This is a genomic window from Citrobacter amalonaticus (assembly GCF_001559075.2).
GTDB classification, from domain to species: Bacteria; Pseudomonadota; Gammaproteobacteria; order Enterobacterales; family Enterobacteriaceae; genus Citrobacter_A; species Citrobacter_A amalonaticus_F.
Window position 1 is genome coordinate 4,251,989 of sequence record NZ_CP014015.2, and the last position, 13,438, is coordinate 4,265,426.

The 13,438-nt window shown below is 55.2% G+C and carries 13 protein-coding genes; 3 read left to right on the forward strand and 10 right to left on the reverse strand.

Features of this window, described 5'->3' with window-relative positions; all coding sequences use genetic code 11:
• Positions 1 to 81 precede the first annotated feature (81 nt).
• The 3 genes from AL479_RS20670 to bioD all read left to right on the forward strand — a co-directional run bounded on the left by AL479_RS20670 (position 82) and on the right by bioD (position 3,151).
• The gene (locus AL479_RS20670; protein WP_061077444.1) at positions 82 to 981 is read left to right on the forward strand and encodes a LysR family transcriptional regulator; all 900 of its coding nucleotides are present in this window, start codon (positions 82 to 84) and stop codon (positions 979 to 981) included.
• Positions 982 to 1,109: 128 nt separating this feature from the next.
• A complete protein-coding gene (gene mlc, locus AL479_RS20675) occupies positions 1,110 to 2,330 on the forward strand; it encodes a sugar metabolism global transcriptional regulator Mlc (protein WP_043000757.1) in 1,221 nt (406 codons plus the stop codon).
• Positions 2,331 to 2,455: 125 nt separating this feature from the next.
• Positions 2,456 to 3,151, forward strand: coding sequence for a dethiobiotin synthase (gene bioD, locus AL479_RS20680; RefSeq protein WP_061077445.1), 696 nt, complete (start codon positions 2,456 to 2,458; stop codon positions 3,149 to 3,151).
• Here bioD and clcB read toward each other — a convergent pair.
• From clcB to AL479_RS20730, 10 genes are all read right to left on the reverse strand, one after another.
• Positions 3,107 to 4,396, reverse strand: a complete 1,290-nt coding sequence (clcB, locus tag AL479_RS20685) for a voltage-gated ClC-type chloride channel ClcB (protein ID WP_061077446.1) — start codon at positions 4,394 to 4,396, stop codon at positions 3,107 to 3,109. The genes bioD and clcB overlap by 45 nt on opposite strands.
• 72 nt (positions 4,397 to 4,468) lie before the next feature.
• Entirely contained in the window at positions 4,469 to 5,617 is a 1,149-nt protein-coding gene (gene osmV / locus AL479_RS20690) for an osmoprotectant ABC transporter ATP-binding protein OsmV (RefSeq protein WP_061077447.1), read from the reverse strand.
• Positions 5,617 to 6,264 (reverse strand): osmoprotectant ABC transporter permease OsmW, encoded by a 648-nt coding sequence (gene osmW, locus AL479_RS20695; RefSeq protein ID WP_061077448.1) that lies wholly within the window; start codon positions 6,262 to 6,264, stop codon positions 5,617 to 5,619. Before osmW ends, osmV begins: the two co-directional genes overlap by 1 nt.
• A 9-nt stretch (positions 6,265 to 6,273) precedes the next feature.
• The gene (gene osmX / locus AL479_RS20700; RefSeq protein WP_061077449.1) at positions 6,274 to 7,176 is read right to left on the reverse strand and encodes an osmoprotectant ABC transporter substrate-binding protein OsmX; all 903 of its coding nucleotides are present in this window, start codon (positions 7,174 to 7,176) and stop codon (positions 6,274 to 6,276) included.
• Between the two features lie 28 nt (positions 7,177 to 7,204).
• On the reverse strand, positions 7,205 to 7,915 hold the full coding sequence (osmY, locus tag AL479_RS20705) for an osmoprotectant ABC transporter permease OsmY (protein WP_061077450.1): 711 nt from the start codon (positions 7,913 to 7,915) through the stop codon (positions 7,205 to 7,207).
• A gap of 293 nt (positions 7,916 to 8,208) precedes the next feature.
• Complete coding sequence (dmsD, locus tag AL479_RS20710; protein WP_061077451.1) at positions 8,209 to 8,823, reverse strand: Tat proofreading chaperone DmsD; 615 nt, start codon at positions 8,821 to 8,823, stop codon at positions 8,209 to 8,211.
• Between the two features lie 42 nt (positions 8,824 to 8,865).
• Positions 8,866 to 9,723, reverse strand: coding sequence for a dimethyl sulfoxide reductase anchor subunit family protein (locus tag AL479_RS20715; RefSeq protein WP_061077452.1), 858 nt, complete (start codon positions 9,721 to 9,723; stop codon positions 8,866 to 8,868).
• Between the two features lies 1 nt (position 9,724).
• Positions 9,725 to 10,342, reverse strand: coding sequence for a dimethylsulfoxide reductase iron-sulfur subunit DmsB (gene dmsB, locus AL479_RS20720; RefSeq protein ID WP_061077453.1), 618 nt, complete (start codon positions 10,340 to 10,342; stop codon positions 9,725 to 9,727).
• A gap of 10 nt (positions 10,343 to 10,352) precedes the next feature.
• Complete coding sequence (gene ynfF, locus AL479_RS20725; RefSeq protein ID WP_061077454.1) at positions 10,353 to 12,788, reverse strand: selenate/tellurate reductase subunit YnfF; 2,436 nt, start codon at positions 12,786 to 12,788, stop codon at positions 10,353 to 10,355.
• A 270-nt stretch (positions 12,789 to 13,058) separates the two neighbouring features.
• On the reverse strand, positions 13,059 to 13,367 hold the full coding sequence (locus AL479_RS20730) for a DUF1161 domain-containing protein (RefSeq protein ID WP_081093747.1): 309 nt from the start codon (positions 13,365 to 13,367) through the stop codon (positions 13,059 to 13,061).
• Positions 13,368 to 13,438 lie beyond the last annotated feature (71 nt).

Genomic DNA, 13,438 nt, shown 5'->3' on the forward strand with positions numbered 1-13,438 from the left:
GGCATAACCTTGTTGATTAGAGTAGGAAAATCTCATTATTCTGTCTAATATATTAATAGTCTCAAATGATACTTTTAAAATATGAATATTGAACTGCGTCACCTTCGCTACTTTGTTGCCGTGGCGGAAGAACTGCATTTCGGACGCGCCGCGGCTCGTCTGAATATTTCGCAGCCGCCGCTGAGCCAGCAAATACAGATGCTTGAGCAGCAGGTCGGCGCGCGCCTGCTCGCGCGAACAAACCGCAGCGTCGCCCTGACTGCCGCCGGCAAGCAATTTCTCGCCGACAGTCGACAGATCCTCGGGCTGGTCAACGATGCCGCCGCCCGTGCGCAGCGTCTGCATCACGGGGAAGCTGGAGAACTGCGTATCGGTTTTACCTCGTCGGCACCGTTTATCCGCGCGGTGTCGGATACCCTGTCGCTGTTCCGCCAGTCATACCCGGACATGCATTTGCAGACCCGCGAGATGAATACCCGCGAACAGCTGGCGCCGCTGAGCGAAGGGGCGCTGGATCTGGGCCTGATGCGCAATACCCCCTTGCCAGAGAGCTTGCATCATGAGGTGATTTTGCATGAACCGTTGATGGCGATGATCCCCAGGGTTTTTCCGCTCTCGCAAAAGCCGGTGGTGACGCTGGCTGAACTGGCGAAAGAGCCGTTTGTTTTCTTTGATCCGCACGTCGGAACCGGTCTTTACGACGATATCCTCGGCATGATGCGCCGTTACCAGTTGACACCGATGATTACTCAGGAGGTCGGTGAGGCGATGACGATCATTGGGCTGGTCGCTGCCGGCTTAGGGGTGTCGATCCTTCCGGCCTCATTTAAAAAAGTACAGCTCAATGAGATGTGTTGGGTACCGATTGCAGAAGAGGACGCCGTTTCAGAAATGTGGCTGGTCTGGTCGGCGCATCATGAGCCGAGTCAGGCGGCGCTACGTTTTCGTCAGCAGTTAGTTCAGGCCGTCAGGGGCGCTTAAATTAATTTAATAACGGCTGAAAATGTGCAGTTAATCACACGGCTAAGTAAAAAGTTGACGTTGTGTATTGAAGTGCTTCACCATAGCCCACAGATTATTTCGGAGCGCGAAAATAAAGGGAGTCAGAGGTGGTTGCTGATAGTCAGCCTGGGCACATCGATCAAATAAAGCAGACCAATGCGGGCGCCGTTTATCGCCTGATTGATCAGCTGGGACCGGTATCGCGTATTGATCTTTCGCGTCTTGCGCAACTGGCACCCGCCAGTATCACGAAGATAGTGCGTGAAATGCTTGAAGCGCATCTGGTCCAGGAACTGGAAATTAAAGAAGCCGGCAGTCGCGGACGCCCGGCGGTGGGGCTGGTGGTGGAAACCGAAGCCTGGCACTATCTGTCCCTTCGCATCAGCCGTGGAGAAATCTTTCTCGCCCTGCGCGATCTCAGCAGCAAGCTGGTCGTGGAAGACTGTCTTGAACTGCCGCTTAACGATGAAACGCCGCTGTTGGCGCGAATTGTCACGCTGGTCGATCAGTTTTTTATTCGTCATCAGCAGAAGCTCGAACGTCTGACCTCCATCGCCATTACCTTACCCGGCATTATCGATACCGAGAACGGGATCGTACATCGCATGCCGTTTTATGCCGATGTGAAAGAGATGCCGCTCGGCGATACGCTGGCGCAGCACACCGGCGTGCCGGTCTACATTCAGCATGATATCAGCGCCTGGACGATGGCAGAGGCGCTGTTTGGCGCATCCCGCGGCGCGCGCGATGTCATTCAGGTGGTTATCGATCATAACGTTGGCGCCGGGGTGATTACCGACGGTCATTTACTGCATGCGGGTAGCAGCAGCCTGGTGGAGATTGGCCACACACAGGTCGATCCTTACGGAAAACGCTGCTACTGCGGCAACCACGGCTGTCTGGAAACTATCGCCAGCGTGGAAAGCGTACTGGAGCTGGCGCAACTGCGACTGGCGCAATCTATGAGCTCTTCGCTTCACGGTCAGCCGTTGACGGTCGATTCGCTGTGTCAGGCGGCGCTACAGGGGGATTTGCTGGCAAAAGACATTATCAGCGGCGTGGGGACCCACGTTGGCCGTATCCTCGCCATTATGGTCAATTTGTTCAATCCGCAAAAAATCCTGATTGGATCGCCACTCAGTAAAGCCGCAGACGTGCTGTTTCCGGCGATTGCGGACAGCATCCGCCAGCAGGCGCTACCGGCCTACAGCAAAAATATGGTCGTTGAGAGCACACAGTTCTCTAATCAGGGGACAATGGCGGGAGCCGCGCTGGTAAAAGACGCGATGTATAATGGTTCTTTGTTGATTCGTCTATTACAGGGTTAACATTTTTTAACTGTTCTACCAAAAATTGCGCTAACTCAAGCTGATTCGACCTGGCATACCTTAGACTTTCTCCACTGTATTATTTTCCTGGCTTATATTTTCGAAGCATAACGGTGGAGTTGGTGATGCTGAAGCGTTTCTTTATTACAGGTACAGACACTTCTGTTGGGAAGACGGTTGTTTCCCGCGCATTGCTACAAGCGTTAGCGTCGGGGGGTAAAAGCGTTGCGGGATATAAACCGGTTGCGAAGGGCAGCAAAGAGACGCCCGAAGGGTTGCGTAACCGGGATGCGCTGGTGCTGCAAAGCGTGTCGACGCTGGAATTACCCTATGAGGCGGTTAACCCCATCGCCCTGAGCGAAGATGAAAGTAGCGTAGCCCACTGTGGCCCGATCAATTACACCTTGCTCTCTAACGGGCTGGCTAGCCTGAGCGAAAAGGTTGATCACGTCGTGGTTGAAGGAACTGGCGGCTGGCGCAGTCTGATGAACGATCTGCGTCCACTGTCCGAATGGGTGGTGCAGGAGCAGTTACCGGTGTTGATGGTGGTCGGTATTCAGGAAGGTTGTATTAACCATGCGTTGCTGACGGCACAGGCGATCGCCAACGACGGTTTACCGCTGATCGGTTGGGTCGCTAACCGTATTAATCCGGGTCTGGCACATTACGCAGAGATTATTGATGTACTGAGCAAAAAACTGCCAGCACCGCTGATTGGCGAACTGCCGTATTTGCCGCGTGCCGAGCAGCGCGAACTCGGACAGTACATTCGCCTGTCAATGCTGGGTAGCTTGCTGTCGGTAGATAGAATCATGGCGTAACGTCCTCGACAGGACAGACGCAAGCACACAGGCCATCAATAAACCGGGGAGAAGACGATACTCCCCGGTCATTTCACAAATCATCAATGCAGACATGACCGGCGCATGCGTCGTCGCCGCCAACAGCGTGGCCATTCCCGTCAAACCCAGTAGCAATGTCATTTCATCCGCACCTGGCAGCCAGACGCCGCCGAGTCGCCCGAGCATCATGCCCATTGCCAGTCCGATAAACAGCGTCGGGGTAAACACACCGCCAGGCGCGCCGGAGCCACTACTGGCCAGTACCGCTAACAGTTTGCACAAAAAAATACCGGCAATGACCGACAACAGCGGGGGCGTGAGCAGAAAAGACTGCACCACGCTATAACCATTTCCCCACACCGTGGGCGTTTGCAAGGAAAGCAGACCGACCAGCAGACCACCGAGCGCCAGTTGCCACGGCGGGGCTAATTTCAACCGCAGAAAGCCAGTGTGGCTGGTGGAAATTAGCCACATCAGTAGCGGGCCGCAGAGCCCGGCGAACAGTCCAGTGCCGAGGAGCAGGCCATACTGAGCATAGTGCAGTTGGGCGCTGAGATGCACCGTATAAAGGAGATCGTTACCGCCGCTTAAAAAACGGGTGGCGAGCAGAGCGACGACGGCGGAAATCACCACCGGGCCAAGCGAGGCCAGCATTAGCGTACAGAATAATACTTCAGCGATGAACAGACTGCCCGCCAGCGGGGCATGGTAGGCTCCGGCCATCCCGGCTGCCGCGCCGCAGGCGATCCATAACTTCCACTCCTTGCGCGGGGTAAACTTTTGCGCAAAGCAGGAGGCCGCCAGCGCGGCGAGTAAAATCATCGCCCCTTCGCGACCAATAGCGCTGCCGCTGGCGACCACCAGCAGCGAGGCAAGAGATTTGACAAGGCTGGCGCCGTAATCAAACTGACCGTCAGTCTGTAGGGCTTCCATATAGTCGGTGGGCGCGTGCGGGTGTTGTTGGTGAGACTTTTGCCAGCCCCAGAGCAGTAAACCTGCCGCCAGTCCGCCCAGTGCCGGTGTCAGTACACGCCGCCAGGGGGCTAATCCTGTCGCCGCGTTGACCAGACTGCCGGAGTTATTACTCAGGAAGGTCCATTCCAGTAGCAGCATAGCGTGACGAAAGCCGGACACCGCCAGAGCGGCCAGCACACCAATCAGTGCGGCGATCAGCAGACGGCGGAACATTGCGCGTAAGTCAGGCCAGGAATGTAGACGGTGCATAGGCGGTTACACAGAGAGTCAGAAACCGCCTATTTTGCGGGGAAAGCTGCGGAGACGCAAAAGCTGTGCGTGCTAACTGCCTTCGTGAATGTTCAGCGCCCGGCGGGTACGTCCGGAGCTGAGATAATCGGCGATATAATCCTGTGAGATCTCACCGTTGTAGCGTCCTTCCTCGTCAACGATCGGCATCCAGCTGGTATTACTTTCATACAGTTTGGAGAGCACAATGCGCAGGTTATCTTCGGCTTTACCGGTAATGCGGAAGGGATGAAGGATATCTGCGCAGGTGCCGGTGGCCTGGCGCGCCTCGCGACGTTTCACAAAGCCCAGCGGTTTTCCTTCACCATCCACCACCGTAATGGCGCGAATATCGTTGTCATCCATAATGCCAAAGGCTTCATTCAGCGACGTGGACGGCTCGGCAGTCAGCGTCGGCTGTTGATCGGTCACGTCGCCCGCCGAAACCAGCAGCAGACGCTTAAGCGTGCGGTCCTGACCAACGAACGACCCGACAAACTCGTTGGCCGGTTTAGCCAACAGTTCATCCGGGCTGGCGCACTGGACGATGCGTCCCTGACGGAACACGGCAATACGATCGCCGAGCTTCAGCGCCTCATCGATATCATGGCTCACCAGCATGACGGTTTTTTTCAGCGTACGTTGCATCTCAAGGAACTGATTCTGGATCACTTCGCGGTTGATGGGATCGACGGCACCAAACGGTTCATCCATCAGCAGCACCGGCGGATCCGCCGCCAGGGCGCGAATCACACCTATACGCTGCTGCTGACCGCCAGACATCTCTTTTGGATAGCGATGCAGAAACTTTTTGGCATCCATCGCCACCATCTCCATCAATTCTTCGGCGCGGCTTTTACAGCGGGCTTTGTCCCAGCCCAGCATGCGGGGGACGACCGTGATGTTCTCTTCAATCGTCATATTTGGAAACAGACCAATCTGCTGGATCACATAGCCAATATTACGGCGCAGGGTCACGGTATCCATCTCATTGGTATTTTCACCGTTTATCAGGATGTTGCCACTGCTCGGGGTAATCAGGCGGTTAATCATCTTCAGGGTAGTGGTCTTACCGCAGCCCGATGGCCCCAGCAGTACACACATTTCTCCCTCCGGCACGTTCAGATTAACGTTATCGACGGCCTTCAGCGGTTGACCATTTTTCTGTGAAAATTGTTTAGTGAGGTTTTCCAGTTTTATCATTATCGTATCCCCTTAGGTGTCAGAACGACTTGCAGGCGGTGTAACAGCCAGTCGAGCACAATCGCTAAAAGACAAATCATCAATGCGCCGGCAATCAGCATGCGAATGTCGCTGCCGCCGATGCCGTTCAGTAACAGTAATCCCAGGCCGCCAGCGCCAATCACCGCGGCAATCGCCATGACGCCGATATTCATGACCACGGCGGTGCGGATACCGCCGAAAATCACCGGTAATGCCATCGGGATCTCCACCCAGCGCAGGCGCTGCCAGAAGGTCATGCCAATCCCGCGACCCGCTTCGCGTAAGCCTGGCGGGATGCTGTCCAGCGCGGTATGGGTGTTACGCACAATAGGCAGCAGCGAGTAAAGAAACACGGCGGTAATGGCGGGCAGTGCGCCAATTCCGTGACCGATCAGCGAAAACAGGGGGATCATCAACCCGAACAGGGCGATGGAGGGAATCGTCAGCAGCAGCGTGGCGGCGCTTAACACCGGCGTTGCCAGCCATTTGTGGCGGACAATCAGGATCCCCAGCGGTACGCCAATCACAATCGCCAGCCCCACAGCCAGCGCCACCAGCCACAGATGCTGAAAGGTGAGAGTCGCCAGATAACCCGCGTTATCCATCATGTAGTGAATCGTATCCATATGCGCTCCTTACAGCAGGTTCTTTTGTTGCAGGAATTCACGAGCAACCTGCTGAGGCGACTGGTGATCGATATCGACCTTCGCATTCAGCGAACTGATCACGTCATTGTTCAACTGAGCCGAGAGGGTATTGAGCGCCTCAGCAAGTCCCGGATGGGCTTCCAGCGTATCTTTACGCACCACCGGCGTGACAGCGTAACTTGGGAAGAAGCCCTTATCATCTTCAAGCACTTTGAGATCAAAACCTTTCACACGGCCATCAGTGGTGTAGATAAGACCGGCGTCAACAAAGCCATCGCGTACGGCGTTGTAAACCAGTCCGGGGTCCATCTGGCGGATTTGCGGTCGGTCGAGATCCATCTGATAAGCCTGCTGCAACGGCTTCATTCCGTCGCTACGCCCGGCAAATTCCAGGTCGAGACCCAACAGCCAGTTGTTGTCCGGATCGGTCTGGCGAATGTGTTCAATTTTCGCCACCATCTCCGACATGGTGTTGATGTTCTCCGCTTCGGCACGCTTGCGCTGCATGGCGAAGGCGTAGGTGTTGTTCATATCAGCCGGTTTCAGCCATACCAGTCCCAGTTTGGCATCAAGGCGTTTTACCGTGTCATACGACTCCTGCGGGCTCATGCGCTTATTGATGTGGTTGAAAATAATCAGTGAGGTGCCGGTGTATTCCCATGTCATATCAATCTGTTTATTGATCATTGCATTACGCGAGATCACCGTGGCGATATTGGTCTGCGGCTGAACCTGAAATCCCTTTTTTTGCAGATACTGAACGGTCATTGCCGAGAGAATGTGCTGCTCGGTAAAGCTCTTGGTGGCGAGAATAATGGGGGCCGCCTGGGCCTGTGCGCTGATGAACAGCGCGGCGGCGAGCCATCCCAGCCATTTTTTTTTGAGATTCATGTAGCGCTCCTTGTTCTTATCATTGTCATCAGGCCGTATGCGGGCTCAGGGCACGCCCAAGCCAGGCGAGCAGACTGTCGAGGATCAGGGCGAAAAGCGCGGTGGCGGTCGCCCCCAGAATCAATGTCGGGAAGTCGTTAAGATAGATGCCAGGGAAAATCAGTTCGCCGTAGCTACTGGCGCCAATCAGGAACGCCAGGGGCGCGGTACCTACGTTGATCGCGGTGGCAATGCGGATCCCGGAAAGCATGACCGGCCAGGCGTTGGGGATTTCTACCTGACGCAACCGCTGCCATTTCGTCATACCGATGCCGTTTGCCGCTTCAATCAGCGATGACGGCACAGAACTCAATCCTGCGTAGGTGTTACGCACAATCGGCAGCAGCGACGCCAGAAACAGCGCAACAATGGCGGGCATGTCGCCAATGCCGATAATCACCATCGCCAGTGCGAGAACGGCCAGCGGGGGCAGCGTGTTGCCAATGTTGAAAATCTGCATGACATATTCGGCAATGCCGCGGGCGGCAGGGCGACTGAGCAAAATACCGCTTGGAATACCGACCAGCAGGGCAAAAAACATCGAGGTAAGGACTAAAATCAAATGCTGTTGACCAAGATAAAGCAAATCAACCTGACGCGATTTGAGGGTATCGATGCCAATTCCCCATACCAGCAGCGCCAGTAGCAGAATGATGGCGATACTAAAGCCCAGCACGCGTTTTAACGTGGATGTGTGCATTGCAGTGTGTCTCCCTGTTTGCATGCGTTATGGCGGCGAAAAATCGTCGCATGTTGTTATGCCATGGTTCGGCAGGGTGTTTTGAGCTATAGCAACAGGGCGGGAAGGATTCCAGCGCAGAGACAAATTAGATTCGCAGACTATTAATCGCGAAATGCGATTTGGCCTTATGCCGTAAAGGATAAACAGGGTATGTAAAGAATTGTCTTAAAAACGCAGGTAAAAAGTGACACTGTAACAATATAGAATAATGCAGGTATCAGAAAAGGCAGGAAAAACCTGCCTTCAGTGGATTAGCGGAATAGTGGTTTTTCCGCGACGGGCGTCAGCAACTGAGACTGCCACTGCGCCAGGGTACAGCGGGCCAGTTCACCAAGCGCCTGATAAAAAGGATGCCCGGCATTGTCAATGAAAACGTCGAGAAAGCGGGATGACCACGGGAACAGATGCCACGCCAGCAGTTGTTCGCATTCACTGTGTCGGCCGCTTTCGGCCAGCCAGGCTGCCATCAGAAGCAGCGAGCCAAAATGATCTTCGGGTTCGTTTTGCTCTGTCTCGACGTGAATGCCGTTGTCGCGCATCCATTGACGCAGGGCCAGCGTCGATTCACCAAACAGGACATTTTCACGATCTAACCAGACCGATCCCCAGGGCGGCGACGGTAACGCGTAGGGTCCCACGAACAGGCGCTGGAATGCCTCGGGAAGTGACTCATCGCTGACGCGTTTAAAATCCGTTGCCAGCGAGGACAGTGTTTCCGCTGCCAGCGGCCATTGTGTCTGCCAGTCATCAGCGGTTAATGCTGACACCAGCGGCGCGGCTACGGCGCTGTCGGGAGCGTAGTAAAACAGCGCCCCCAGCACGCGTGCCGTCATCGCAAAATCATCACGTTGAGTAAAATCAGTCATCTGAAACATCCTGAAAAGTGCGGGTTTCCCCGCACGGATTTGTTAACCTGCCACCGCCATACCGACAGTCATATGCAGGCCATAAAACAGGCCACGGCCAATGATTTCGCCGCCAAGCACGAGGAGTAGCCCCACCAGCAACCCGGCGACGTGCGGCGCTTTGCGACGCACCAGCGGACAGATCCAGCAGCCCAGTCCGGCAGCGACCAGCACTACGCGCCATACCTGCAGAGAGGCGTAATCTGGCACCAGCGCAGAAGCTTGCTGAACCGAGCTGTGAATCGTCGCCAGCGACATACCTTGCAGAACGATGACCGCCACGCTGGCCAGCAACGCCAGCACGCTGATACTGGCAAACAGGGCTCCATTAAAGGTGACGCGGGACGCCCGCAGCAGTAATGCCGCGAACAGTGGGCCGCTGAGCAACACCGTCAAGAAGAACGCCAGCGTCGTATAGCCAGTATACCAGGTCGGCACGGTATCGATCAGATAAACGCGGGTCATCGCCCAGACGAAGACGATCCCCAGTACCATGCTGACCAGCAGCCAGAATTTCCCCAGCGCGAGCGGCATTTTACCCAGAACAGCGATCAGCCACCAGATTCCCCCCACGGCGAAAAAGACTGAACCTGCGGCGATTTCATTGCTCAACCCGGATGCGCCAATGCGATTGAGCGAGTTGAATGCCCGCATCGGCGACCCCAGGTGCATGATCGACGCCAGGAATCCAAGCCCCAAGACCAGCCAGAGAAAAAACATGCTGCGGACCAGACGTTGCCGGGCGGCGGCATCGTCTTTCATCGCAAACCAGCCAAGTCCACTGACAATCAGCGCGCCTACGACGCACTGGCCGAGTACCGTAAACAGCACCAGCGGCCATTCATGCCATCCATTTCCCATTTTACACCTCCTTCGGATTCGCCAGATAACCGGTGGTATCCCCGGTCGGACGGCTGTTGGCATTCGGTTTGATTACAATACTCGGCTTCGTGAAGTGTGCCCCTGGCAGCGGAGCAACCGCCGCCAGCTCACCGTATTTCTTACGCAGTTCATCGATAGGTCCGAAATCCAGCGCGCGCAGCGGACAAGACTCGACACAGATCGGTTTTTTGCCGTCAGCCACGCGGTCATGGCAACCGTCGCACTTCGTCATATGACCTTTGGCCGCGTTGTACTGCGGCGCGCCGTACGGACAGGCCATATGGCAATAACGACAGCCGATGCAGACATCTTCATCCACCACCACAAAGCCGTCTTCCCGCTTGTGCATCGCGCCACTCGGGCAGACTTTGGTACAGGCCGGATCTTCACAGTGGTTACAGGCAATAGAGAGATAGTAGGCAAAGACGTTCTGGTGCCAGACGCCGTTGTCTTCCTGCCAGTCTCCGCCCGCGTATTCATAAATGCGGCGGAAGCTGACATCCGGGGTTAAATCCTTGTAGTCCTTGCAGGCCAGTTCGCAGGTTTTGCACCCGGTGCAACGGCTGGAATCAATAAAAAATCCATACTGAGTTGTCATCGGTTACTCCTTAGACCTTTTCAACCTGAACAAGATTACTGTGCGAAGGATTGCCTTTGGCCAGCGGCGAAGGGCGGTGCGACGTCAGGATGTTAATGGAGCCACCGTGGTCAATCTGATCGCCAAACATATCGGCTTTGAGCCACGCCCCCTGACCAATGGCCGTGACGCCGGGCAGAATGCGTGGGGTCACTTTGGCAGGGATCAGCATCTGTCCGTTGTTGTTAAATACCCGGACGGTGTCGCCGTGTTGAATCCCGCGCGCGCTGGCATCAATCGGGTTAATCCAGATCTCCTGGGGACAGGCCTGTTGCAGGACATCAATGTTGCCGTAACTGGAGTGGGTGCGCGCCTTGTAGTGGAATCCGGTGAGCTGCAGCGGGTACGTTTTGCGGATCGGATCGTCCCAACCGTCAAAACCGGGCGCATAGGCGGGCAGAGGATGGATAATCTCATCCTTTTTCAGTTCCCAGGTATCGGCGATCGTGGCCAGCCGCGCAGAGTAAATTTCAATTTTCCCTGACGGCGTTTTCAGCGGGTTAGCGCGGGGATCTTCACGGAAGGCGCGGAAGGCGACGTAATGCTCTTCCGGGCATTTTTTCTTGAAGATACCGGTTTGCTTCATCTCTTCGTAATCCGGCATTTCCGGATTGCGCTCTTTGGTCTTCGCATGCAGGTATTTCACCCATTCATGCTGCGAGCGGCCTTCGGTGAACGTCTGGTAGACGTCCGGGCCGAGCCGGCGGGCGACTTCACTGAGCATCCAGTAGATCGGTTTTCTTTCAAACTTCGCTGACGTCGCGGGCTGACCGAGGATCACATAGCCCATGTTGCCGGCAGATTCGTGAGAAATCAGGTCTTCCTGCTCGGTCGGCATTAAATCCGGCAGCAGAATGTCGCAGTACTTCGCCGACGCCGTCATGAAATGTTCGATGCCGACAATCATTTCACACTTGCTGTCGTCCTGAAGCACCTCATGGGTATGGGCGATATTGCCGTGCTGGTTAATCAACGTATTACTGGCGTAGCACCACATGAACTTGATGGGAACATCCAGCTTATCTTTACCCCGCACACCATCGCGTGTGGCGGTCATTTCGGTGCCGTGATCGATAGCGTCGGTCCAGGTGAATACGGAGATTTGCGTTTTCACCGGGTTATCGAGCATTGAAAACCATTCCACACCGAGATCCCAGGTGCCTTCACGCACGCCTGAGTTACCGCCGTTGATACCGACGTTACCGGTGAGCACCGACAGCATGGCAATCGCCCGCGCGGTTTGCTCACCGTTGGAGTGACGCTGAGGTCCCCAGCCCTGGCAAATATAGGCCGGTTTCGCCGAACCAATTTCACGCGCCAGTTGAATGATTTTATCCGCCGGAATACTGGTGATATGAGAAGCCCACTCCGGTGTTTTGGCGATGCCGTCCGGGCCTTCACCGAGAATATAGGCCTTGTAGTGCGCGTTACGCGGCGCGTCGGCAGGCAGGGTGGTTTCATCGTAGCCGACGCAATATTTGTCGAGGAACGGTTTGTCGACCAGATCTTCGGTAATCAACACCCAGGCAATCGCAGCCGCCAGTGCGCCATCCGTACCGGGGCGGATGGGCAGCCATTCGTCTTCGCGTCCGGCAGCGGTGTCGTTATAACGCGGATCGATCACAATCATTCGCGCATTTGAACGTTCGCGTGCCTGCTCAACGTAGTAAGTGACGCCGCCGCCGCTCATACGGGTTTCCGCAGGGTTGTTACCAAACATCACCACCAGTTTCGTGTTGGCAATGTCATCCGGGCTGTTGCCATCGTTACTGCCAAACATGTAGCTCATAGCGGCGCTGATTTGCGCGGTACTGTAACTGCCATAACGGCTAAGGTAGCCGCCGCAGGCGTTCATCAGACGGTAAGGAACGTTGGAGTTGGTAATGTTGCCGCCGTCGACGCCAGTGCCGTAAAGCACATGGACCGCCTCGTTGCCATACTCTTTCAGGATCCGCTTCAGATTGTCGCCAATGGTATCGAGCGCTTCATCCCAGGAAATGCGTTCAAACTTGCCTTCGCCACGTTTACCGACGCGTTTCATCGGGTACTTCAGTCTGTCCGGATGATTCATGCGTCGACGTATGGAGCGGCCGCGCAAGCAGGCGCGGACCTGGTGGTTGCCGTATTCATCGTTGCCGGTGGTATCTGATTCCACCCAGTAAACCGTGTCATCTTTAACGTGCAGACGCAGCAGGCAGCGGCTTCCGCAGTTCACGGTGCAGGAACTCCAGACGGCTTTTTCGTTGATCGGCGCAGGCGTCATGCCGTCTGCGGCGCGGGCGATACGGGTGAAAGGAAGGGTGAAAGCGCTACTGGCAAGCGCAAGGCTGCCAATGGCGGATGATTTCACCAGACTACGGCGGCTGATATTGGCCTTCATGAGGGCCTCAGGCGTGGTGATTTTCATGGTTGCTCACTTTGCTAATGTCAAAAAACTGACCTGGTTGCTTCCTTGTCCGGGGAACAGCCATTCGTACTTTTTCTGTTTTAATCAACGTGGTGCGGAAAGTGTTGTACAGATACCGCACCGTCAAACAGAGCGTTATATAATATTTTTTATAGCGATATCAAAGACATGCTAACAGAGGGGATTTTACCCCTTAGTGAGTAGGGGGTATTAATCCATATCAAAATGAGAGGAACCCTCCGTTGCCGGAGGGTAAAAAAACAGGCGGAATTATTGCGGTTCGGCGTTGGCGCCATCCTGAGAAGGCGTAGTGCTGGCGGGGGCATTACCACTGCTGGTTCGGGTATAGAGAATTTTATGTGTGTCGTTGGCGCAATGTCCGACGACCTGTGAGTCCGGCTGATCGGCCTGATCGTTCGGCACGATGCTCAGGGTGAAGTTGGCCTCCGGCACTCCGTTATTGATGATGCGCTGCTCAATATCACTCTTAACGCGTTCGCAGGAGTCAGGGGCGGCAAAAACCAGCGGGGAGGCGGCCAGCAGAATGCCTGTCAGTAGTCCTCGGGATAATTTCATCATCAGCTCCATTGTTGAGATGCTCAAAATAAGCATAGCATTGCCAGTGTAAGCTATTGTCATTGCCGGCAACC